At 70.9% G+C, this 23,091-nt stretch carries 20 protein-coding genes; 6 read left to right on the forward strand and 14 right to left on the reverse strand.

Annotated elements, in window-relative coordinates; genetic code table 11:
* Positions 1-151 precede the first annotated feature (151 nt).
* The 6 genes from whiA to ACWGI2_RS09545 form a co-directional block, all read right to left on the reverse strand.
* A complete protein-coding gene (gene whiA / locus ACWGI2_RS09520; protein WP_160504363.1) occupies positions 152-1,141 on the reverse strand; it encodes a DNA-binding protein WhiA in 990 nt (329 codons plus the stop codon).
* Positions 1,132-2,139, reverse strand: a complete 1,008-nt coding sequence (locus tag ACWGI2_RS09525) for a gluconeogenesis factor YvcK family protein (RefSeq protein WP_453694795.1) — start codon at positions 2,137-2,139, stop codon at positions 1,132-1,134. The genes whiA and ACWGI2_RS09525 overlap by 10 nt, the downstream gene beginning before the upstream one ends.
* Positions 2,136-3,068: an RNase adapter RapZ gene (gene rapZ / locus ACWGI2_RS09530; protein WP_453401647.1), complete on the reverse strand. Its 933-nt coding sequence runs from the start codon at positions 3,066-3,068 to the stop codon at positions 2,136-2,138. Before rapZ ends, ACWGI2_RS09525 begins: the two co-directional genes overlap by 4 nt.
* Positions 3,065-5,125, reverse strand: a complete 2,061-nt coding sequence (uvrC, locus tag ACWGI2_RS09535; RefSeq protein WP_453694796.1) for an excinuclease ABC subunit UvrC — start codon at positions 5,123-5,125, stop codon at positions 3,065-3,067. The genes rapZ and uvrC overlap by 4 nt, the downstream gene beginning before the upstream one ends.
* A 409-nt stretch (positions 5,126-5,534) precedes the next feature.
* On the reverse strand, positions 5,535-6,365 hold the full coding sequence (locus ACWGI2_RS09540; protein ID WP_453695700.1) for a hypothetical protein: 831 nt from the start codon (positions 6,363-6,365) through the stop codon (positions 5,535-5,537).
* A 5-nt stretch (positions 6,366-6,370) separates the two neighbouring features.
* A complete protein-coding gene (locus ACWGI2_RS09545; RefSeq protein ID WP_453694797.1) occupies positions 6,371-6,982 on the reverse strand; it encodes a papain-like cysteine protease family protein in 612 nt (203 codons plus the stop codon).
* Positions 6,983-7,210: 228 nt separating this feature from the next.
* On the opposite strand from ACWGI2_RS09545, the gene ACWGI2_RS09550 reads away from it, so the two are divergent.
* Positions 7,211-8,158 (forward strand): hypothetical protein, encoded by a 948-nt coding sequence (locus tag ACWGI2_RS09550; RefSeq protein WP_453694798.1) that lies wholly within the window; start codon positions 7,211-7,213, stop codon positions 8,156-8,158.
* A gap of 18 nt (positions 8,159-8,176) precedes the next feature.
* On the opposite strand, the gene ACWGI2_RS09555 is transcribed toward ACWGI2_RS09550, so the two are convergent.
* On the reverse strand, positions 8,177-8,599 hold the full coding sequence (locus ACWGI2_RS09555; protein ID WP_453694799.1) for a Rieske (2Fe-2S) protein: 423 nt from the start codon (positions 8,597-8,599) through the stop codon (positions 8,177-8,179).
* Between the two features lie 189 nt (positions 8,600-8,788).
* On the opposite strand from ACWGI2_RS09555, the gene ACWGI2_RS09560 reads away from it, so the two are divergent.
* The gene (locus ACWGI2_RS09560; protein ID WP_453694800.1) at positions 8,789-9,718 is read left to right on the forward strand and encodes a carbohydrate kinase family protein; all 930 of its coding nucleotides are present in this window, start codon (positions 8,789-8,791) and stop codon (positions 9,716-9,718) included.
* A 26-nt stretch (positions 9,719-9,744) separates the two neighbouring features.
* On the opposite strand, the gene ACWGI2_RS09565 is transcribed toward ACWGI2_RS09560, so the two are convergent.
* Positions 9,745-10,599 carry a helix-turn-helix domain-containing protein gene (locus ACWGI2_RS09565; RefSeq protein ID WP_453694801.1) on the reverse strand — a complete coding sequence of 285 codons (855 nt, stop codon included), beginning with the start codon at positions 10,597-10,599 and terminating at the stop codon, positions 9,745-9,747.
* A gap of 102 nt (positions 10,600-10,701) precedes the next feature.
* Between ACWGI2_RS09565 and ACWGI2_RS09570 the strand changes: the two genes are divergently transcribed.
* Complete coding sequence (locus ACWGI2_RS09570) at positions 10,702-11,331, forward strand: YceI family protein (protein WP_453694802.1); 630 nt, start codon at positions 10,702-10,704, stop codon at positions 11,329-11,331.
* A gap of 9 nt (positions 11,332-11,340) precedes the next feature.
* On the opposite strand, the gene ACWGI2_RS09575 is transcribed toward ACWGI2_RS09570, so the two are convergent.
* Together ACWGI2_RS09575 and uvrA are read right to left on the reverse strand one after the other, a co-directional pair.
* A complete protein-coding gene (locus ACWGI2_RS09575; RefSeq protein ID WP_453694803.1) occupies positions 11,341-12,105 on the reverse strand; it encodes a crotonase/enoyl-CoA hydratase family protein in 765 nt (254 codons plus the stop codon).
* Between the two features lie 131 nt (positions 12,106-12,236).
* Positions 12,237-15,284, reverse strand: a complete 3,048-nt coding sequence (uvrA, locus tag ACWGI2_RS09580) for an excinuclease ABC subunit UvrA (protein ID WP_453694804.1) — start codon at positions 15,282-15,284, stop codon at positions 12,237-12,239.
* A gap of 223 nt (positions 15,285-15,507) precedes the next feature.
* On the opposite strand from uvrA, the gene ACWGI2_RS09585 reads away from it, so the two are divergent.
* Positions 15,508-16,191 (forward strand): maleylpyruvate isomerase family mycothiol-dependent enzyme, encoded by a 684-nt coding sequence (locus ACWGI2_RS09585; protein WP_453694805.1) that lies wholly within the window; start codon positions 15,508-15,510, stop codon positions 16,189-16,191.
* 10 nt (positions 16,192-16,201) lie between these two features.
* Entirely contained in the window at positions 16,202-16,858 is a 657-nt protein-coding gene (locus ACWGI2_RS09590; protein WP_453694806.1) for an MBL fold metallo-hydrolase, read from the forward strand.
* Here ACWGI2_RS09590 and aroQ read toward each other — a convergent pair.
* Positions 16,843-17,310, reverse strand: a complete 468-nt coding sequence (gene aroQ / locus ACWGI2_RS09595) for a type II 3-dehydroquinate dehydratase (protein WP_453401636.1) — start codon at positions 17,308-17,310, stop codon at positions 16,843-16,845. The two genes, ACWGI2_RS09590 and aroQ, sit on opposite strands and share 16 nt — an antisense overlap.
* Positions 17,311-17,389: 79 nt before the next feature.
* Between aroQ and ACWGI2_RS09600 the strand changes: the two genes are divergently transcribed.
* A complete protein-coding gene (locus ACWGI2_RS09600) occupies positions 17,390-18,700 on the forward strand; it encodes an MFS transporter (protein WP_453694807.1) in 1,311 nt (436 codons plus the stop codon).
* Between the two features lie 9 nt (positions 18,701-18,709).
* Here the strand turns inward: ACWGI2_RS09600 and ACWGI2_RS09605 are convergent, their stop codons facing one another.
* The 3 genes from ACWGI2_RS09605 to ACWGI2_RS09615 all read right to left on the reverse strand — a co-directional run bounded on the left by ACWGI2_RS09605 (position 18,710) and on the right by ACWGI2_RS09615 (position 23,079).
* A complete protein-coding gene (locus ACWGI2_RS09605) occupies positions 18,710-19,807 on the reverse strand; it encodes a calcium:proton antiporter (protein ID WP_453694808.1) in 1,098 nt (365 codons plus the stop codon).
* A 104-nt stretch (positions 19,808-19,911) separates the two neighbouring features.
* Positions 19,912-20,907, reverse strand: coding sequence for a TerC/Alx family metal homeostasis membrane protein (locus ACWGI2_RS09610; RefSeq protein ID WP_443032617.1), 996 nt, complete (start codon positions 20,905-20,907; stop codon positions 19,912-19,914).
* Positions 20,908-21,138: 231 nt separating this feature from the next.
* Positions 21,139-23,079: a TerD family protein gene (locus ACWGI2_RS09615; protein ID WP_453694809.1), complete on the reverse strand. Its 1,941-nt coding sequence runs from the start codon at positions 23,077-23,079 to the stop codon at positions 21,139-21,141.
* Positions 23,080-23,091: the final 12 nt, after the last annotated feature.

The raw sequence follows: 23,091 nt of genomic DNA on the forward strand, positions 1-23,091 counted from the left end.
CCCTTGCGGTTGTCCGGCACGTTTGTGCGCGAACGCCAGGCTCGTGACACTTCATGATCATGTCAATATGCCGTCAGGCGTAGCGCGAAAGGATGCGAAGAAGCCGCCGATGCCTTGTGGGCACCGACGGCTCTGCAAGAAACTGGGGCGGTCAGACCGCCATGTTGTCGGCGAGCTCCTCGCTCAGATTGGACTCCGTACCCGGAATCCCCAGGTCCTGGGCCCGCTTGTCCGCCATGGCGAGCAGCCGGCGGATACGGCCCGCGACCGCGTCCTTCGTCAGCGCCGGGTCGGCGAGCGCGCCCAGCTCCTCCAGGGAAGCCTGCTTGTGCTCCATGCGAAGGCGTCCGGCCGCCGCGAGGTGCTCCGGGACCTCGTCGCCGAGGATCTCCAGGGCGCGCTGCACACGGGCGCCGGCGGCGACGGCCGCGCGGGCCGAGCGGCGCAGGTTGGCGTCGTCGAAGTTGGCCAGGCGGTTGGCGGTGGCGCGCACCTCACGGCGCATCCGCCGCTCCTCCCAGGCGAGCACCGACTCATGGGCGCCGAGCCGGGTCAGCAGGGCGCCGATCGCGTCACCGTCCCGGACGACGACGCGGTCCACACCGCGCACCTCACGGGCCTTGGCGGCGATCTGCAGCCTGCGCGCGGCGCCGACCAGGGCGAGCGCGGCCTCCGGGCCCGGGCAGGTGACCTCAAGGGACGAGGAGCGGCCCGGCTCGGTCAGCGAGCCGTGCGCGAGGAACGCCCCGCGCCACGCGGCCTCGGCGTCACAGGTGGCCCCCGAGACCACCTGTGGCGGCAGTCCCCTGATCGGGCGCCCACGGCCGTCCACGAGGCCCGTCTGGCGGGCCAGCTGATCGCCGCCCGCGACCACCCGTACGACGTAACGCGAGCCGCGCCGCAGGCCGCCGGGGGCCATCACGATCAGCTCCGAGCTGTGCCCGAAGATCTCAAGAATGTCCCGCTTCAGCCGCCGCGCGGCCATCGCCGTGTCCAGCTCCGCCTCGATCACGATGCGGCCGCTCACCAGGTGAAGGCCGCCCGCGAACCGCAGGATGGCCGAGACCTCTGCCTTTCTGCAGCAGGTCCGGGTGACGGGAAGCCGGGAGATCTCGTCCTTCACCGCTGCCGTCATCGCCATGGGCCGATCCTTCCATGCATCCGAAAAATACGGTCGTACGCGGTGGCCAGGAGCTCCGGATCGTGCCTCGGAGTGCCATCGTGCCTGGCCACCGGCGCCAGCTCGACCGTGGCGCCGAGCCGCTTGGCGGCATCGGTGAGTGACTCACGGTCGGGCACGGCGGCGTCGTCGGCCAGCACCACGTCCAGGGCGAGTTTAGGGGCGTGTCGGGCCAAAACCTCCAAATGACGCTGCGGAGAGAACCCATCGGTTTCACCGGGTTGCGGCGCGAGGTTGAGCGAGAGCACCCTGCGGGCCTTCGTCTCGATGAGCGCGTCGAGCAGTTCGGGCACCAGCAGATGCGGGATCACCGAGGAGAACCAGGAGCCGGGGCCGAGCACCACCCAGTCCGCGTCGAGCACGGCGGCGACCGCTTCGGGGACGGCCGGCGGATCGTGCGGGACGAGGTGCACGGACTGCACCTCACCCGGGGTGAGCGCCACCGTGGCCTGGCCGCGCACCGTGTCCACCTCGTCCGGGCGCTCCGGGTCGTGCCCCTTGACCAGGGCCTGGAGCTCCAGCGGCACCGCCGACATGGGCAGCACGCGGCCGTGCGCGCCGAGCAGCTTCCCGACCAGGTCCAGAGCCTGGACGTGGTCGCCGAGCTGCTCCCACAGGGCGACGATCAGCAGATTGCCGACCGCGTGCTCATGCAGATCGCCCTTGGACTGGAAGCGGTGCTGGATGACGCGGGCCCAGGTCTGGCCCCAGTCGTCGTCCCCGCACAGCGCGGCGAGCGCCTTGCGCAGGTCGCCCGGCGGCAGGACGCCCAGTTCGTCGCGGAGCCGCCCGCTGGAGCCGCCGTCGTCGGCGACGGTGACCACGGCGGTGAGGTCACCGGTGATGCGGCGCAGCCCGGCGAGCGAGGCGGACAGGCCCATCCCGCCGCCGAGCGCCACGACCTTGGGCTGTGCGCTCCGCTTGCGGCCCAGGCGGTTCAGCCGCAGGGAGGATTTCACTCTCGCCCCATGTCCCGATGGACGAGGACGGTCTCGACGCCCTCGGACACGAGGCGCGCCGCGAGCTTCTCCGACATGGCGACGGAGCGGTGCTTGCCGCCCGTACAGCCGACCGCGATCGTCACGTAACGCTTGCCCTCGCGGCGGTATCCCGCGGCGATGAGCTGGAGCAGCTCGGCGTACCGGTCGAGGAACTCCTTGGCGCCCGGCTGATTGAAGACGTACGCCGCCACCTCTTCGTTGAGCCCGGTGTACTGGCGCAGCTCCGGGACCCAGTGGGGGTTGGGCAGGAAGCGCATGTCCACGACGAGGTCCGCGTCGACCGGCAGGCCGTACTTGAAGCCGAAGGACATGACGGTGGCCCGCAGCTCGGGCTCCTCCTCGCCCGCGAAGGAGGCGTCCATCTTGGCGCGCAGCTCGTGCACGTTCAGGCTGGACGTGTCGATCACCAGGTCGGCGTCGCCGCGCAGCTCGCGCAGGAGCTCGCGCTCGGCAGCGATGCCGTCGACGATGCGGCCGTCGCCCTGCAGCGGGTGCGGGCGGCGGACCGACTCGAAACGGCGCACCAGGGCGTCGTCCGACGACTCGAGGAAGACGATCCGCCGGGTGACGTGCTTGGCCTCCAGGTCCGCGAGGGACTGGCGCAGATTGTCGAAGAAGCGGCGGCCCCGCACGTCGACGACGACCGCGATGCGGGCGACGTTCCCCTGCGAGCGGGCGCCGAGCTCCACCATGGTGGGGATCAGCGCGGGCGGGAGGTTGTCGACGACGAACCAGCCGAGGTCCTCCAGACACTTCGCCGCGGTGCTGCGTCCGGCTCCCGACATGCCGGAGATGATCACCAGCTCGGGGACCACCTCGGCGGCCTCACCTGGGGTGATGGTCGTGCCCGTACTCACTTGCTCGCCGCCTTCATCGTGCTCGGTCATGTCTCCTGCCCCCGTCGTTCCTCTGAGGTGCCCGCGGACACGGGCTCCTCGCCATCGTCCTCGTCGTCCTCCGAGGCTCCCGCGCTCGCGGGCTCCTCCTCTTCAATGATCTCTCCGGTCGCCGTGTTCACGGCGGGCGCCACGGGTGCCGCGGCGGCCAGGGCCACGACGATCGCCTCGGCCGTCTTGCGGCCTATGCCCGGAACCTCGCAGATCTGATCGATTGTCGCGGATCGCAGCTTCTTCACCGAACCGAAGTGCTTGATCAGCGTCTGCTTGCGTGCGTCGCCCAGGCCCGGCACGGCGTCCAGCGGTCCGGCCCTGAAACGCTTGGCCCGCTTGGCCCGCTGATAGGTGATCGCGAAGCGGTGCGCCTCGTCGCGTACCCGCTGGAGAAGGTACAGGCCTTCGCTGGTGCGCGGCAGGATCACCGGGTCGTCGTCGCCCGGGACCCAGACCTCTTCGAGGCGCTTGGCGAGGCCGCAGACCGCGATGTCGTCGATGCCGAGCTCGTCCAGGGCCCGCTGGGCGGCCGCGACCTGCGGCTGGCCTCCGTCGACGACGACGAGCTGGGGCGGGTAGGCGAAGCGCTTGGGGCGGCCGTCCTCCTCGGTCAGGCTCTCCTGCTCGTCCTCGGGGGACCACTCCCCCGTCTTCTCTTTGTCGGCGAGGTAGCGCTTGAACCGGCGCGTGAGCACCTCGTGCATGGAGCGGACGTCGTCCTGGCCCTCGAAGCCCTTGATCTGGAAGCGCCTGTACTCGCTCTTGCGGGCGAGGCCGTCCTCGAAGACGACCATCGAGGCCACGACGTCGTCACCTTGCAGATGCGAGATGTCGTAGCACTCGATGCGCAGCGGGGCGCTGTCGAGGTCGAGTGCCTCGGCGATCTCCTCCAGGGCGCGGGAGCGGGTGGTCAGGTCGGATGCGCGCTTGGTCTTGTGCAGCATGAGCGACTGCTGTGCGTTGCGCGCCACGGTCTCCATCAGCGCCTTCTTGTCGCCGCGCTGCGGGATGCGCAGCGAGACGTTCGAACCGCGGCGCTCGGTGAGCCACTGCTGTACGGGCTCTATGGGGTCGGGCAGCGCCGGTACGAGGACTTCCTTCGGTACGGTGTCTCCGCTCTCCTCTCCGTAGAGCTGCTGGAGGGCGTGCTCGACGAGGTCGCCGCTGGTGACCGCCTCGACCTTGTCGGTGACCCAGCCGCGCTGACCTCGCACACGGCCGCCGCGGACGTGGAAGATCTGGACGGCGGCCTCCAGCTCGTCCTCCGCGAGGGCGATGAGGTCGGCGTCCGTGGCGTCGGCGAGGACGACGGCGCTCTTCTCCATGGCCTTCTTGAGGGCCCCGATGTCGTCGCGGAGGCGGGCCGCCTTCTCGTACTCCATGTCCTCGGCGGCCTCCGCCATCTGCCGCTCGATCCGGCGGATGTACGTCCCCGTGCGGCCCGTCATGAACTCGCAGAAGTCCTCGGCGAGTTCGCGGTGCTCCTCCGGGGAGACCCGCTCCACGCAGGGCGCGGCGCACTTGCCGATGTAGCCGAGGAGGCAGGGGCGGCCGGTGCGCTCGGCGTTTTTGAAGACGCCGGCCGAGCAGGTGCGGACGGGGAAGACGCGCAGGAGGAGGTCCACGGTGTCGCGGATCGCCCACGCGTGGCCGTAGGGCCCGAAGTAGCGGACGCCCTTCTTCTTGTGGCCGCGCATCACCTGAACCCGCGGGAACTCCTCGTTCATCGTCACCGCGAGGTACGGATAGCTCTTGTCGTCGCGGTACTTGACGTTGAACCGGGGGTCGAACTCCTTGATCCAGGAGTACTCGAGCTGCAACGCCTCGACCTCGGTGGAGACCACGGTCCACTCGACGGAGGCGGCCGTCGTCACCATCGTGGCGGTGCGCGGGTGCAGGTTCGTCAGGTCCTGGAAGTAACTGGCCAGGCGCTGGCGCAGGCTTTTCGCCTTGCCCACGTAGATCACCCGGCGGTGCTCGTCACGGAACCGATAGACCCCCGGCGAGTCGGGGATCTGTCCCGGCTTGGGGCGGTAGCTGGAGGGGTCTGCCATGCTCCACACCCTACTGGCGGGGGCTGACAGTCAGGGCTCGGAGGGGGCGTCCCCCGCCACGCTGGACCCCGCCTGCCTGAACCACCGCTTCCCGTCGGAGGAGGCGTCCGCGCCCCGCCCGGATCCCGCCTGCCTGAGTCGCCGCTTCCCGGCCGGAGGAGGCGTCAGCGCCCCGCCCGGATCCCGCCGCCCCGGGCCTCCGCTTCCGGGTCGGAGGGGGCGTCCGCGCCCGCCCGGACCCCGCCTGCCTGAGCCGACGATTCCCATCGAAGGGGGCGCTCCCCGCCACGCCCGGACCCCGCCGCCCCACGACAGCCCGCCGCCTCGGTCTCCGCCTTCCCCAACCCTTGAGCCCACCCGCCCTATAGGGCGGGTGGGTGGGGGAGCTCCGGCCGGAGGCCGGGGCAGGTCAGCCGTGCTGCCGGGTGCGACGGCGCAGGACGGCCGCCCCGGTGAGGCCGAGGGCGGCCAGGGCTCCCGCTCCTGCCACGGAGGAGGCCACCGTGACGGGGCCCTCCGACGAAGCCGCGGCCGGGGCCGAGGCCGGAGCCGCCGGGGGCTTCGGCGTCCGCTCCTTCGGGGCGAAGCCCCCCGCCTCGCCGGACTTCGCGTACGCGGACCCCGGCAGCTTGTCGGCGTACGCAGCGTGCACGCGCTTCTGATAGGCGGCGACCGAGACCCCGCCCGCGCCCACGGCACGCACCGCGTCCGCGTCAAGCGGCAGCACACGCCCCCGCCCCTGCACGTACCAGGCATTGATCTGCGGCTCGTGGAAAACGGTGCCTCCGGGGAGCTTGTCGGCGCCCACGCGCGCGTAGTGCGTCTCGTCGTCCCCGGTGGCGATGTTCACCACCTCCCAAGAGCCGCCCTGCTTCACCGTCCAGAGGGAGGCTTCCTGTCCGTCGGACGAGACCGCCTTGCTGGCCAGGAACTCCACACGGGCGACCGGCGCGCCCTTCTCCCCGGCGACGAACTCCGGGGAGAGATAGCGCACGGGCACGGCGTCGCCGCCCTGCACGCGCGGATCCGCCGCGGCCTTGCTGACGGCCCCTTCCCGCGCGAAGAACCGGGAGAGCGTTTCGAGGGTCTCGGGCGCGCTCGCGGCGTCGTGAGCCGCCTCACGCGAAGCGGCGGAGGCGTCCGAAGGCCCGGAGTCCGCGGTGGCCTGCGGCGCCGCGAGGCCGAGCAGCAGGGTGGCCGCCGAGCCGGCGAGCGTAGCCCTCAGCAGGTGACGGGTCATCGCGCTCACGCCCCGATCCGGTACAGCGAGTGGGTCCAGGAGAAGGTGTTGTTGTTGACGTACCAGCTGTGCGAGGCCCAGTTGTAGCGGTTGCTCGATGGCCACGGGTCGCCCCAGTAGACCCAGCTGCTCGCGTCGTCGTACCCATAGAGGACATGCATGTGACCGCCGCCGTTCGACCACAGGATGCGGGTCTCGACCGGCCGGCCCGCGTTGATCTCGGCCTGCACGGTCGGGTAGCGCAGCCAGCCGTTGACGTACGAACCGGGGTTGATCCCCGCCCACTCCAGGCCGTTCTGTACGTTGCCCAGCGTGGCCTGGTTGTTGGGGCACTCGGTGTTCTGGTTGCGCCCGAAGGCGGCGTTGCAGAACTGGTTCTGGCTGTACTTCTTGCCGTAGAAGGCGGCGATCGTGTTCCCGCCCGCGGCCCAGCACCAGTTGGTCTTCTGCTGGGCCTGCATCGTGATGTTCAGGCGCTTGGCGGCGAGAACGGGCGGGTCGTCGGGGGCGGCAGCGGCCGTTGCCGTGGCCGCCGGCGCGGCGACCACGGCCGCCGCCACGAGGACGAGCGCGGACAACCGTCTGCGTCCGCTGTACCTGCTGGTTCTATGGCGCATCGCATTCCTCCCGAGCGGGGGGTGGGGTGGTGGAGGAGCGCGTCCGGACGCTGCGATTGAGCATCGAGTGTTGTCGGGTGCAGGTCAACAAGGTTCAATGCGGGATTACTTGGGCCGTGAACGTCGGCGTACGTATGTGAACACCCCTCGTACGCCCACCTGGTGGCCCGCTCCGACCGGCGCGTACGCCCGGACGGCCGATGTGAATGTTCACAGAAGGGTCTTGCGATGCGGCACGGCACACAGCTCGCGGACGGCGCGCCTGCGGACCTGGAGGCCGCCCTGCGCACCGGCCCCTTCCACGTGGCGCTGCGGGCCGCGATCGCCGCACGGCGCCTTCCCCTGCAACGCGTACGGCATCATCTCGCGCGGCAGGGCGTCAACGTCGGGGTGACGAGCCTGAGTTACTGGCAGCAGGGCGCCCGGCGCCCCCAGCGCACCGAGTCGCTCCGTGCCGTGCGCGCCCTGGAGGAGATCCTCGAACTCCCCGAGGAGTCACTGATCCGGCTCCTCGCCAAGCCCTCCGACCACCCCGACTGCGAACGCCCCGCCGCCCGCTCCTACCGCTCCCTGCTCGACGCGTCCGACGTACTCCAGGAGCTGATCACCGAGCTCGGGTCGCCGCTCGACGGCGGTCTGCACACCATCGGCCACTACGAGCGGGTGCGGATCGGCGGTCACCGCGAGCTGCTCGGCCGCGACTCGCAGCACGTGGTGCGCGCCCACCGGGACGCCGTGGACCGCTACCTCGCGATCTACCACGGCGACCCCGGCTGCGTACCGGAACGCGTCGGCGTCCATGCCCTGGAGAACTGCCGTACGGGACGGGTCCGGTGGCACCACGAGACGGGGGTGCTCGTCGCCGAGCTGCTCTTCGACGCGCGTCTGCGCGCGGGCGACACGCATCTGTTCCGCTACGGCTTCGAGGACGGCACGGCGGGGACGGCCACCGAGTACTTCCGTGGCTTCAGCTTCGCGGGCGGGCAGTACGCGCTCCAGGTGCGCTTCGACGAGGGGGCGCTGCCCGTACGCTGCCACCGCTTCACCCAGCGTTCGGCCGCCGCGCCGCGCGGCGGGCGCCAGGAGCTGACACTGAGCGGCAGCCATCGGTCGGTGCACCTCGTGGAGCCGCAGGTGCGGGCCGGGATCCTGGGGATCGCGTGGGACTGGGAGTGAACGCTCGCGTCGGCGCGCTCAGCCCGCGACGATCTTTCCGTCCTCCACCTTCACCGGCAGCTCCTCAAGCGGCCTGACGGCGGGGGCGTGCAGCACCTTGCCGTTCGTCGCGTCGAACTGACTGCCGTGGCACTGGCAGGTGAGCTTGTGCCCCTCGAGCTTGTTGATGGGGCATTTCTCGTGCGTGCAGATCGAGCTGAACGCCTTGTACTCGTCGTCCGAGATGCGGCTCACGACGACGTTCTCGCCGGTGTAGAGCTTCGACGCGCCGACCTCCACGTCGTCGGACTTCCCGAGGTCCACGGGCGCGGTCGGCGCCGAACGGTTGCCGCCGCCATCACCGCCTCCGGAGGAGCAGGCCGTGAGCCCCAGGCCGACGGCCGGGACGAGGGCGGCGGCGCGCAGCACGGTACGGCGGGCGGGGGGCGGCGTGCCGGGCATGGAATCTCCACAGGTCGGTCGCTTCAGTGACGGATCAGACCATACCGGTGGGGTGCCGCCTGCCCGCGTTGGGCGCGGCCGTGCCCGAGTGCCGCCCGTGTCGGTCCTGGCCCGCCGGGAAGGCCTAGCCTGTGGCGGAAACCGGCGGAAACCGGGGAGCCACCGCCGCAGAGCCGAGAGGAACCACCCGTGATCGTCGTCGCCGGAGAGGCCCTGATCGACCTGGTCCCGCAGGAGACCGCCGGTGCCTCCGGCCGTGGTGATGCCGGGTTGGCCGCGCTCGCCCCGCGGCTCGGCGGCGGTCCGTACAACACCGCGGTGGCCCTCGGCCGTCTCGGCTCCCCCGTGGCCTTCTGCTCGCGGATCTCGGCGGACGCGTTCGGCGAGGCGCTGGTCGACGGGTTGCGGGCCGCGGGTGTCGAGGTGGCGTACGTCCAGCGGGGTCCCGAGCCGACGACGCTGGCGGTCGCCTCGATCGGCGCGGACGGCTCCGCCGGTTACTCCTTCTACGTCGAGGGCACGGCGGACCGGCTCTTCACGGCCCCGGAGCGGCTGCCCGACGCCGTACGCGCGGTGTCGTTCGGCACGTGCTCGCTCGTCCTCGAACCGGGCGCGAGCGCGTACGAGGAGCTGATGCGCCGGGAGGCGGCGCGGGGCGTCTTCACGGCGCTCGACCCCAACATCCGGGCGGGCCTGATCCCGGACGCGGACGCCTACAGGGCCCGGTTCAAGAGCTGGCTGCCGTCGGTCTCCCTGCTCAAGTTGTCGCAGGACGACGCGAGTTGGCTCGGCGGCACGCCGCGCGAGTGGCTCGCGTCCGGGCCCGGCGCGGTGGTGATGACGCGGGGCGGCGAGGGTCTCACCGTCTTCACGCGCGACGGCGGGGAGTGGTCCGTGCCGGGCGAGCGGGTCGACGTGGTGGACACCATCGGCGCGGGCGACACGGTCAACGCGGCACTGCTGCACGGGCTTTCCGCCCGGGACGCGCTGTCCGCGGAGTCCCTGTCCGGCCTCGGCGCCGACATCTGGGGCGAGGTCCTGCACTTCGCGGCACGCGCGGCCGCCGTCACCGTGTCCCGCGCGGGCGCCGAGCCCCCGTACGCGAAGGAGTTGGGGTGAGGCGGGCCCGCATGCGGACTCCGCGGTCAGCCCGTCACCGCGCGGAGTCCGCCCGGCCTGCGGCCGTTGAGGCGGTCGAGCGCGGCCGCTGAGGCCTCGTCGGCCGGCAGGTGGACGACCAGGCGCTGGCCGTCGGTGTCGGGCAGCGTCAGCGTCTCGTACGACAGCCGCACCGCCCCGACCTCCGGATGCGTCAGGCTCGCGACGCCGCTGTGCCGGGGCAGCCGCGGCACGACCGACATCCGGTCGGCGAAGGGCGCACCGGCCATGACGGTCAACTCGTCGGCGAATCCCTCGGCATGGGGGTCGGCGAGCATGGACTCGGCGCGGAGCGACGCGACCAGTTCGTCGGCGACCTGGTCCCACTCGGGGTAGGCGGCGCGGGCCCGCTCGTCGGCGAACAGGAACCGGATGAGATTGGGCCGCTCGTCGTCGAGGAGCCCGATGGGCCGCACGATCCGCTCATAGCCCGAGGTGTACGCGAGGACATCGCTGAGCCGGTTGAACAGGACGGCGGGGGTGGGCTCCAGGCGTTCGATGAGCGTCCGCACGGTGGGGCGCACCGACCGGGACGGCACGCTCGGTGTCGGGCAGCAGGGGTCGCCGGTCGTCGCCTTCTCCAGGCGGCGCAGGTGGAGGCGTTCCTCCATGGAGAGCCGCAGCGCGTCGGCGAGCGCGCCCATCACCTGCGGGGACGGGTGGCGGTCGCGGCCCTGTTCGAGGCGGGCGAGGTACTCGACGCTGACGCCGGCGAGCGTGGCGACCTCGGAGCGGCGCAGGCCGGGCGTGCGGCGCCGGGGGCCGGTGGGCAGGCCGACTTCGGCGGGCGTGACCGCTTCGCGGCAGGTGCGCAGGAAGGTGCCGAGCTCGTTGTCGCTCACCGGCCGAACGTACCAGCCGTCCCCGGGCCGGATCGTGGCCCTGTCACTACCAGCCTCGGCTCGGCCTTCCTCGGGTGCGGGCGGCCTCGCATCGTGGACGGCATGACTTCTGACACGAGTACTGCCACTGCGACGAGCACCGCCCCCGCCATGAGCGCCGTCCCGACGACCGCGCTTCCGCTCCCCGCCGGGAGCTGGGAGATCGACCCGTTCCACTCCGCCGTCAACTTCACCATCCGCCATCTCGGGATCTCGAAGGTGCGGGGGCGGTTCACGGAGGTAACGGCCGGGCTTGTCGTGGGCGAGAGGGCCGAGACCTCATCGGTGACGGCGACCATCGCCCTGGCCTCGATCGACACCGGCAACAAGGACCGCGACGCCCACGTCCGCGCGCCGGACCTCCTCGACGTGGAGCGCCGCCCCACGATGACGTTCCGCTCGACGCGGGTCATCGGCAAGGAGGACGAGTGGACCCTGGAGGGCGAACTGACCATCGGGGACGTCACGAAACCCATCACCCTCGCCGTCGAGTTCGGCGGGCTCCAGGCGTTCCCTGGCGACTCCCGGCGCCATGCGGGCTTCGAGGCGACCGGCGAGATCAAGCGCAGCGACTACGGCCTCGACTTCGGCGCCGGGATGCTCGGCGACGTGGTGAAGATCCAGCTGGACATGCAGTTCCTGGAGCCTGCTGAGTCCGACTCCGGGCCCGGGGCCGCCGCGTCGCAGGAGTGAGGCGGCGTCTCAGTCGTCCGTGAACGTGCCGTGCCGTCCCGCCCCGGCGGCGAAACGGGCCGCGCCCTCCGCCGCATCGGCGAGGGACCGCAGGCCGTGGTGCAGTTCACCCGCCATCGCTTCCTCCTCGGTCAGGCCGCCCTGTTCCTGGACGGACAGCCGGTCGTTGCGGAGGCAGGTCTGGGGGAACGCGGCGATCTCCCCGGCGAGGCGTTCGGCCGCGGCGCGGCAGGTGCCCGGCGGTACGGTCCGGTTGACCAGGCCCATCGCGAGCGCCTCCGCCGCGGGGACGGGGCGGCCGGTGAGCACCAGGTCCATGGCCCGGCTCTCGCCGATGAGCCGTGGCAGCCGCACGGTCCCGCCGTCGATGAGCGGGACGCCCCAGCGGCGGCAGAAGACTCCCAGTACGGCGTCCTCGTCGGCGACCCGCAGATCGCACCAGAGCGCGAGCTCCAGGCCTCCGGCGACGGCATGTCCGGAGATCGCCGCGATGACGGGCTTGGAAAGGCGCATGCGGGTCGGTCCCATGGGCCCGTCGCCCTTCTCGGTCACCTCGTTCCCGGCCGGTGTCCCGATGGCCTTGAGGTCGGCACCGGCACAGAAGGTGCCGCCTTCGCCCCACAACACGGCGACGGACGCGTCGGGATCCGCGTCGAAGGCACGGAACGCGTCGGCGAGGGCGCGGGCGGTGGGCCCGTCGACCGCGTTCCGCACATCGGGACGCGACAACACGATGGTGGTGACGGGGCCTTGGCGTTCCGTACGTACGGTCATGCGCCCCAGGCGACCACGCGAACGGGCCGCGGGACAAGGGAACTTGTCCGGCGGCCCGTTCAGGGGCGCCCCGAAGGGGCGCGGGGAACTGCGCGACCAGCCACAGCGCACCGCGAGTGCGCACGGCTACATCAGGCCCTACGAGCCTTGGTGGCCTTCTTGGCAGGGGCCTTCTTGGCAGTCGCCGTCTTTGCGGCGGCCTTCTTGACCGGCGCCGCCTTGGAAGCCGCCTTCTTGGCGGCGGCCGTCTTGGCGGTGGCCTTGGCCGCCGCCGGCTTCTTCACCGCCGCGGCAGCGACCCGCTTACGCCCCCGCGAAGGAACCGCGTCACTGATGCGGTCCGCCACCAAGATGTCCCGCAGGAACTTGCCCGTGTGGCTCGTCGGGACTCCGGCGACCTCCTCGGGCGTGCCCTCGGCGACGACGAGACCGCCGCCGTTGCCTCCCTCGGGGCCCATGTCGACGACCCAGTCCGCGGTCTTGATGACGTCGAGGTTGTGCTCGATGACGATGACCGTGTTGCCCTTGTCGACCAGGCCGGACAGGACCGAGATCAGCTTGCTGATGTCCTCGAAGTGCAGACCGGTGGTCGGCTCGTCCAGGACGTAGACGGTCCGGCCCGTCGAGCGCTTCTGGAGCTCGGAGGCCAGCTTCACGCGCTGGGCCTCGCCTCCGGAGAGCGTCGGCGCGGACTGACCGAGCCGGACGTACCCCAGACCCACGTCGTTGAGCGTGCGCAGGTGGCGGGAGATGGCCGGCACCGCCTCGAAGAAGTCGAGCGCCTCCTCGATCGGCATGTCCAGGACCTCAGCGATGGACTTGCCCTTGTAGTGGACGTCCAGCGTCTCGCGGTTGTAGCGCGCCCCGTGGCAGACCTCGCAAGGGACGTACACATCCGGGAGGAAGTTCATCTCGATCTTGATCGTGCCGTCACCGGAGCAGTTCTCGCAGCGACCGCCCTTGACGTTGAAGGAGAAGCGGCCGGGGAGATAGCCCCGGACCTTCGCCTCCATCGTCTCCGCGAACAGCCTGCGGACGTGGTCGAAGACTCCGGTGTACGTCGCGGGGTTCGACCGCGGGGTGCGGCCGATGGGCGACTGGTCGACGTGCACGACCTTGTCGACGAGGTCGTCGCCTTCCACGCGCGTGTGCCGTCCGGGGACGGACCGGGCGCCGTTCAGCTCGCGCGCCAGGTGCGTGTAGAGGATGTCGTTCACGAGCGTCGACTTGCCGGAGCCCGAGACACCCGTGACGGCGGTGAGGACGCCGAGCGGGAAGGAGACGTCGATGTCCTGGAGGTTGTTCTCCCGGGCGCCGTGCACCGTCAGCTGACGGGAGGGGTCCGCCGGGCGTCGGATGTCCGGCACCGGGATGGACTTCTTGCCCGACAGATACTGCCCGGTCACCGAGTCCGGGTTGGACAGGAGCTCCTTCATGGAGCCGCTGTGCACGACCTTGCCGCCGTGCTCGCCCGCGCCGGGGCCGATGTCGACGACCCAGTCGGCGACCTTGATGGTGTCCTCGTCGTGTTCGACGACGATGAGCGTGTTGCCCATGTCGCGCAGGCGCACGAGGGTCTCGATCAGGCGGTGGTTGTCGCGCTGGTGCAGACCGATGGACGGCTCGTCCAGTACGTAGAGGACACCGACGAGGCCCGAGCCGATCTGCGTGGCCAGGCGGATGCGCTGGGCCTCGCCTCCGGAGAGGGTGCCCGCCGCGCGGTTCAGGGAGAGATAGTCCAGGCCGACGTCGACCAGGAACCGCAGCCGTTCGTTGACCTCCTTCAGGACGCGCTCGGCGATCTTCTTGTCGCGGGCGCCCAGCTTCAGCTCGGCAAGGAAGTCCGCGCAGTCGCTGATGGACATCGCCGAGACCTCGGCGATGGACTTCCCCATGACCGAGACGGCCAGGACGATCGGCTTGAGGCGCGTGCCCTCACAGGTGGGGCAGGGCACCTCGCGCATGTAGCCCTCGAAGCGCTCGCGGCTCGCGTCGCTCTCGGCCTCGCTGTGGCGGCGCTTGACGAAGGGGACGGCGCCTTCGAAGGCGGTGGTGTAGACCCGCTCGCGGCCGTACCGGTTGCGGTACCGCACCTCGATCTGCGTCTTGTGGCCGTTCAGGAGGGCCTTCTTGGCGCGCTGCGGCAGGCCCGCCCAGGGCATGTCCGTGGAGAAGCCGAGGGCGTCGGCGAGCGCGCCGACGAGCCGCCCGAAGTACTCCTTGGTGTGGCCGTGCGACCAGGGGTGGATGGCGCCCTCGTCGAGCGACTTGTCCTCGTCCGGGACGATCAGCTCGGGGTCGACCTCCATGCGCGTGCCGATCCCGGTGCAGTCCGGGCAGGCGCCGAAGGGCGAGTTGAAGGAGAAGGAGCGGGGCTCGAGCTCCTCGAAGGACAGGTCGTCGTACGGGCAGTACAGGTGCTCCGAGTACATGCGCTCGCGCTCGGGGTCGTCCTCGGGGAGGTCGACGAAGTCGAGCACGACCATGCCTCCGGCGAGGCCGAGCGCGGTCTCCACGGAGTCGGTCAGGCGGCGCTTGGCGGAGTCCTTCACCGTGAGGCGGTCGATGACCACCTCGATGGTGTGCTTCTCCTGCTTCTTCAGCGTGGGCGGCTCGGAGAGCTGGATCGTCTCGCCGTCGACCCGCGCGCGGCTGTAGCCCTTGGTCTGGAGGTCGGCGAAGAGGTCGACGAACTCGCCCTTGCGCTCGCGCACCAGCGGCGAGAGGACCTGGAAGCGGCTGCCCTCCGGCAGCTCAAGGACCTTGTCGACGATGGCCTGCGGCGACTGCCGGGAGATGGGGCGGCCGCACTCGGGACAGTGCGGCTTGCCGATGCGCGCGAAGAGCAGGCGGAGGTAGTCGTAGACCTCGGTGATGGTGCCGACCGTGGAGCGCGGGTTGCGCGAGGTCGACTTCTGGTCGATGGAGACCGCGGGCGAGAGGCCCTCGATGAAGTCGACGTCCGGCTTGTCCATCTGACCGAGGAACTGCCGGGCGTACGAGGAGAGCGACTCCACGTACCGCCGCTGGCCCTCGGCGAAGATCGTGTCGAACGCGAGCGAGGACTTGCCCGACCCGGAGAGCCCGGTGAAGACGATGAGGGAGTCGCGCGGGAGGTCGAGCGAGACGTTCTTGAGATTGTGCTCGCGCGCGCCACGGACGATGAGACGGTCGGCCACGCCGGTCCGCACCTTTCTTGAGAGAAGTGACAGGGGCGGGACCCCCGTCATTCACAGACTAGGGCGAGCCACTGACAACGCCGGGGCGGATGCCCTGGGCTATAACAAACCCGGACTACCAAGAATGCCCGATGCCGCGTCCGACCATATAGCACGTGCATTCGATTTGCGGCCCTGCTCCGACACCTTCACCCGAACGTGTGGCGCGACTATCGTCGGGCGCATGATTGATCATGTGCGCGACCTGGCGTCTGTACGTGACGCGACCGACCGGCTGCTCACCGCAGCCGCGAAACTGAACAACGATTCGACTGCCGAGCCGTCACGCCTTCCGGGCTGGACCCGCGGTCATGTCCTCGCCCACCTCGCCCGGAACGCGGACGCGCTCGTGAACGTGCTGGCCGGTCGGCCCATGTACGTCAGCGGCGACGCGCGGGACGCGGACATCGCACGGGACGCGCCCCGGCCGCTGACCGAGCAGCTCCGTGACCTGCGCGAAGCCTCGGCGCGCTTCGACGCGGCGGGCGAGATCCCCGCGGACTGGTCCCGCACCGTGGAGCTGCGCAACGGAGTAACCGACTCCGCGTCCCGGGTGCCGTTCCGGCGGTGGGTCGAGGTCGAGCTGCACCACGTCGACCTCGGCATCGGGTACGAGCTCGAAGACCTGCCGGAGGAATTCGTGCAGCGGGAGATCGCGTTCCTGACGGCTCGCTTCTCCGGGAACACCGATGTGCCGCCGACGCGGGTGACGGACGGCACGCACGCGTGGAGCACCGGCCGGGACGGCGAACCCGAGGTCACTGTTTCGGGTCCCGCGTCCGACGTGGTCGGCTGGCTCTCCGGCCGTCGTGACGGCTCCGCCTTGACGGCCGAAGGCGGTCTCCTGCCCTCCCTGCCGCCGCTATAGGCTGAGGAACATGACGTACAGCGGAGCAGTGAAGGTCGGCGGCGGTGCGGATGTGCACGAGCTGCAGGACCTGATGATCTCGAAGGTCGCCGTCGGCCCGATGGACAACAACGCCTATCTGCTGCGCTGCCGGGCCACGGACGAGCAGCTCCTGATCGACGCGGCGAACGACTCCTCGACGCTGCTCACGCTGATCGGTGACGACGGCATCGCGTCCGTCGTCACCACTCATCAGCACGGCGACCACTGGCAGGCCCTCGCCGCGGTCGTCGAGGCCACCGGCGCCCGGACCTACGCGGGGCGCGAGGACACCGTCGGCATCCCCGTGCCCACGGACGTCCCGCTCTCGGACGGCGACACCGTGAACGTCGGCCACGTCTCCCTCACCGCGCGCCACCTCGTCGGCCACACGCCGGGCTCGATCGCCCTCGTGTACGACGACCCGCACGGCCACCCGCACGTCTTCACCGGCGACTGCCTCTTCCCCGGCGGTATCGGCAACACCCACAAGGACCCGCAGGCCTTCGCGAGTCTGCTGCACGACGTCGAGACGAAGATCTTCGGCACGCTCCCCGACGAGACCTGGGTCTACCCCGGCCATGGGAACGACACGACGCTCGGCACCGAGCGCCCGCACCTCGCCGAGTGGCGTCAGCGCGGCTGGTGAGCGACCAGCGCCGCCACCCGCTCCACCGCGAACGCGTACCCCTGCACACCGCACCCCGCGATGACGCCGTCGGCGCGCTGGGAGACGTACGAGTGGTGCCGGAAGGCCTCGCGCTGATGGATGTTGGAGATGTGGACCTCCAACACCGGCATTCCGTCACAGGTGTTGAGCGCGTCCAGGATCGCGACTGACGTGTGCGAGTAGGCGGCGGGGTTGATGACGATGCCCGCGTGGTGCTCGCGTGCCTCGTGGATCCAGTCCACCAACTGACCCTCGTGGTTGCTCTGCCTCAGATCCACCGTGCCGCCGTGCGCGGCCGCCGCCTTGGCGCACAGCGCCTCGACGTCGGCGAGGGTGTCGGAGCCGTAGATCTCGGGCTGGCGCTGACCGAGCAGGTTCAGATTGGGGCCGTTCAAGATCATGATCGGGGCGTTGGCAAGAGTGCGCGTCATGCCGTCAGCGTACTGAGGGATCTCTCCGCACCTCCGCACGCCCCCGTAACCGGCCGTCACAGTGGGTAGTTGACGCGGCATGCGCAAGATCCACTCCCCCGCCGAAGCCCCTGCCAAGACGCCCTCTCTGCCACGGCTCGCGGCCGCCTCGCTCGCCGGGACCGCCATCGAGTTCTACGACTTCTTCATCTACGGGACGGCCGCGGCCCTCGTACTCGGCCCTCTGTTCTTCCCCACTTTCTCCCCGCTGGCGGGAACTCTCGCCGCCTTCGCGACATTCGGAGTGGGCTTTGTGGCGCGGCCCCTCGGGTCCGTCCTCTTCGGGCACATCGGTGACCGGCGCGGGCGCCGGCCCGTGCTCGTCGGCTCGCTGCTCCTGACGGGGCTCGCCACGGTCGCCGTCGGCTGTGTGCCCACGTACGACTCGATCGGGACCGCCGCTCCGGTGCTGCTCCTCGTGCTGCGGTTCCTCCAAGGGCTCGGGCTCGGCGGGGAGTGGGGCGGGGCGGTGCTCCTGACCGCCGAGCACGCGCCGGCCGAGCGGCGGGGGCTGTGGTCGAGCTTTCCGCAGATGGGGCCGCCGCTCGGGTTTCTGCTCGCCAACGGGATCATGCTGACGCTCTCGGCGACCCTCACCGACGCGCAGTTCGCCTCCTGGGGATGGCGCGTGCCGTTCTGGGCCGCGGGCGTGCTCGCGGCGGCCGGGCTCGCGCTGCGCACGTCCCTCGCGGAGAGCCCGAGCTTCCTGGAACTGCGGGAGCACGCGCGCGTGCCGCTCGCCGAAGTGGTGCGCGACCACTGGCGGCTCGTCCTGCTCACGGCGGGCGCGCTCGCCGTCGGGTACGCCGTGTTCTACGCCGTGACGACATGGTCCCTCGCCTACGCGGTGGAGAAGCTCGACGTGAGCCGTACGGTCATGCTCGCCTGCATCATGGCGGCGGTCGTGGTGAAGGGCGCGCTGACGCCCGTGGCCGCGATGCTCGGTGACCGGTACGGACGGCGGCCCCTGTGTCTGCTGGGGTGCGCGCTCACAGCGCTCTGGATGTTCCCGATGATCGCGCTGCTCGCGACCGGCGAGCCACTGCTGATGTTCCTCGGCTTCCTGGTGGCGATGCTCGCGTTCATCACGATGTTCGCCGTGATCGCCGCCTACCTGCCCGAGCTGTACGAGCCGCGGGTGCGCTGCACGGGTGCCGCGGTGGGCTACAACCTGGGCGGGGTGCTCGGGGGCGCGCTCACCCCGATCGTGGCGACGGCGGTGGCGCAGGGCGAGGGCACTCCCTGGGGCGTCGCGGCGTATCTGACGGCCGTCGCCCTGCTGAGCCTCGGCTGCTTCGCCCTGCTGCCCGAGACGCGCCCCGTTCCGGAACCCGCCCCCGCCACGGCGTGACCGCACTCGTCACGGCGTGACCGCGAGCTCCAAGTACGCCGCGAACAGCACCAGATGGACGCCGCCCTGCAGCAGCGTGGCGCGCCCCGGCACCACCGTGAGCGTGCCGACGATCAATGTGAGCGCGAGCAGCACCATGTGGGTCGGGCCGAGTCCGAGCACCAGCGGCCCGGAGAGCCAGACGGAGGCGACCGCGACGGCCGGGATGGTCAGGCCGATGCTGGCCATCGCGGACCCGAGGGCGAGGTTGAGGCTGGTCTGCACCCGGTCGCGGCGGGTGGCGCGCACGGCCGCGATGGTCTCCGGGAGCAGCACGAGCATCGCGATGATCACGCCGACCACGGCGTGCGGCATGCCGGCGCTCTCCACACCGGACTCGATGGTCGGCGAGACCCCCTTGGCGAGGCCGACCACGCCGATCAGGGCGAGGGCGAGCAGGCCCAGGCTGATCACGGCGGTGCGGCTGGAGGGCCCGCCCGCGTCCTCGGAGTCGATCACCTCGCCCTTGCGGGTGATCGGCAGGAAGTACTCGCGGTGGCGCACGGTCTGCGTGGCCACGAACAGGCCGTACAGGACGAGCGAGGCGAGGGCGGCGAAGGTGAGCTGCGCCGTGGAGAACTCCGGGCCCTGCTTGGTCGTGGTGAAGGTCGGCAGGACCAGGCTGAGGGTGGCGAGCGTGGCGACGGTCGCGAGGGCGGCGCCGGTGCCCTCGGACTGGAAGTTGACGATGCGGTGGCGGAGGGCGCCCACCAGCAGACACAGGCCGATGATGCCGTTGCAGGTGATCATCACGGCGGCGAACACGGTGTCGCGGGCCAGCGTGGAACTCTTGTCGCCGCCGTCGGCCATGAGTGTGACGATCAGCGCGACCTCGATGATGGTCACGGCGACCGCGAGGACGAGCGAGCCGAAGGGTTCACCGACCCGGTGCGCGATCACCTCGGCGTGGTGCACGGCGGCGAGTACGGCACCGCAGAGCACGAGGGTCACCACCGCCACGCCCACGCCCGGCAGATCGCGTCCCCAGGTGAAGGCGAGCAGGACGACGGCGAGGACCGGCACGACCGCGGTCCACTGAGTGACGAGTGCCCGGAGCCGAGTGATCATGCCTTCGATGCTGCCTCGCGCTCACCGGGCACGCGACTGGGAGTGGCCCGCGGCAGATCGCCGCGGGCCACTCCCAGTGCTGGTAACTCCTGTATCCGACGCCGTCAGGCCTCGATGCTGTCCTTCTCGTCGGCCGTGCCCTCGGCCGCGTCCTTCTCCGCCTGCTTCTTGGAGGCGATGAGGCTGGTGATCGTCGTGATGACCAGGACACCGCAGATGACACCGAGCGAGACCGGGATGGAGATCTCGGGGACGTGCACCCCGTTCTCGTGCAGGGCGTGCAGGACCAGCTTCACGCCGATGAAGCCCAGGATGACCGAGAGGCCGTAGCTGAGGTGGACCAGCTTCTTGAGCAGTCCGCCGATGAGGAAGTACAGCTGGCGCAGACCCATCAGGGCGAAGGCGTTCGCCGTGAAGACGATGTACGGGTCCTGGGTGAGGCCGAAGATCGCGGGGATCGAGTCCATCGCGAACAGCAGGTCGGTGGTACCGATGGCGAGCATGACGATCATGAGCGGCGTCATGATCTTCTTGCCGTTCTTCTGGATGAAGAGCTTGGTGCCGTGGTACTGGTCGGCGACGCCGAACTTCTTCTCGGCGGCCTTCAGGAGGCGGTTCTCCTCCCACTCCTCTTCGTCATCGCCGGAGCGTGCTTCCTGGATGAGCTTCCAGGCGGTGTAGATCAGGAACGCGCCGAAGATGTAGAAGACCCAGGAGAAGTTGGCGATGACCGCCGCGCCGGCGGCGATGAAGATCGCTCGCAGGACGAGCGCTATCAGCACACCGAACAGCAGGACTCGCTGCTGGAGATGGCTGGGCACCGAGAACTTCGCCATGATCAGGATGAAGACGAAGAGGTTGTCGACACTCAGTGACTTCTCGGTGATGAAGCCCGCGAAGAACTCGCCGCCCGCCTGGCCGCCGCCCCAGATCAGCAGGCCCACTCCGAAGAGCGCGGCCAGCACGATCCAGACGACCGTCCAGATTCCGGCTTCCTTGATCGATACGTCGTGCGGCTTGCGGCCGATGAAGAAGTCGACCGCGATCAGGGCCACCAGACCAAGAATGGTCAGTACCCAAAGGGTCATTGAAACGTCCACTGCGCCTCCGGCGTCGTACGGCTACTGATCAGCGTCGTCGCTGCCGGAGGTCTCTTCCACCCGAGGCGGCTCACCGCCCCGCGGGCCGACGCCCCGGGACCGATGGCGGTCCGTATTGACGGGCACGTCGCGTTCGGGAGTACTCCCCTCCGCTGCAAGAAGAGTACGTGAAGTACCAAGGATTAGTAAAGAAGATGGCAAACAAGAGCCAAAACTGCAGGTCGGGAGGGGTCAGCGGCCGCCCGTGCGGCGGGCCTGCGCGACCTGGTTCAGGACCTGCTCAAGGACCCGGCTGCCGGGCGGCACCATCGGAGGCTCGTACGTCCACGCATGACCGACCCAGGGGTCGGCGAGGTGGTCGTCGGCCACCGGGGTCAGACGCAGGAGCGCGCGCCAGAGCGGGTCGAGCAACGGGCCGTACTCGGCGGCGTCCTCGCGGTCGGCGACCATCATCAGGTGCACGCCGACCGCGGGGCCCTCGTCCGCGAGGTAGCGGAGCTGGGTCACGGCGCGGTCGTCGAAGCCGTGCGGGAAGTCGTTGACGATCAGGAGCTGCTCGGCGGTGTCCAGGTCCGGCGGCAGCGCGTCGGCGGCGCCCGCGCGGATCGCCATCTGCACCAGGTCCACGCGCTGGGTCAGCTTGGCGAGTACGGCGGAGACTCCTGCGGCGCCGGTGGCCGGTGGCTCGGCGAGCACTCCGGCCGCCGTGAGCGGGGTGAGCGCGCCGGCCGCGGAGCCCGCCGCGTCGATGACGTGCACCGTGAACTCGTCCACGGGGTAGACCGCGAGCAGCCGCGCGGCGTGGGCGACCGCGCTGTCCATGGCGAGGCGGCGCAGCTGGTCCGTGTCGACCACGGAGTCCGTGCCCGACGAGCGGCCGCTGTCGATCCACAGACCGCGCTCCAGGGGCAGCCTGACCAGCATCGGGATGTGCAGGTCGGGTCGCTCGGGAAGGTGGAGATCTCCCAGGCGCAGCGCCATGGGGATCTCCATGGGCGTGCGGTAGGCGTGCCAGACCGGGCTGTCCCAGCCGGCGAACGCCAGGGGCAGGGCGGGCTCGACGACCTCGGACTCGGCGGCGAGCTGGCCCAGATCGCGGTCGAGGGCGGCCCTTGCCTGGTCGACGAGGAGGCCGTGCTTGGCGCGGGCGGCCTCGCGCGCGATGTCCCCGGTGTTACCGATGCGGCTGCGCGGGTCGGAGAGGACCTTGTCGAGCTCCTGGTCCATGCGCGACTCGGCGAAGTCGACGGCGCTTCGGTACGCGGCCGCCGTGCGGGCCAGGTCCTCGAACATGCCCCACACCTGGTTGTAGAGGCGCTCCTCCATGGACCAGCCGGTGGCGTCGCCCGCGACGGGCTGGGCGGTCCTGCCCGGTTCGGCCGGGGCCGCGGCCGGCGGGGGCGGCGGCGGTGCGCTGGTCTGGCGGCTGGGGTGGGTGTAGTTGACGGGGCCGCCCGTGCCGGGGGTCGCGTCTCCCGGCTGGTGCGTCGCCGGGGCGGGCTGGGGGGCGGCGGTGCCGTCCGGTCCCGGTGCTCCCTGGCCGGGGGCCGCGGTCTGTCCCGTCGTCCGCACGCGAGCCTCGTCCGAGGGGCGGGGCGGTGGCACGGCCACCGAGCGGGCCAGGCCCTGGGCCACCGCTTCGTTGATCGAGCCCGCGAGGTCGTGCGCCTGCGGCAGGCCCTGGTCGGTGAGCATGTCGGCGAGGCCGCCCGCGTACCCCTGGCCGACCGCGCGCACCTTCCAGGCGCCCTGCCTGCGGTAGAGCTCCAGGGCGACGACGGCGGACTCGGCGTCCAGGTCGGTGATGGTGTAGCTGGCGACCTCGGAGCCGTCGAGCGCGGTGACGGCGACGAAGGGGGCGGCGAGGGAACCGAAGCTGACCGGTCCCCCGACGCCGACGGGCAGCGCGAGGAGGACGTTGACCCGGTGGACCGCTTCCGGCACGGCGCCGAGGTCCACCGCGAGGCGGTGGTCGGCGGCCGCCTGCCGGGGCACTTCGAGCCCCGGCAGCGTGGGCGAGCCGGGATGGGCCACCCAGTCCGTGCCGCGGACCTTGCCCTGGTCGTCGCTGAGCGTGACCCCCGCCACGATCGGCTTGCCGACCGAGACCCGGATCTCCAGACGGGTCCCGGGAAGCGGGTGGTTCTGCCCCCGGACCAGCTCGGCCGTCATCGCCTTCGTCCC

It is taken from the genome of Streptomyces sp. NPDC054866 (assembly GCF_053610745.1).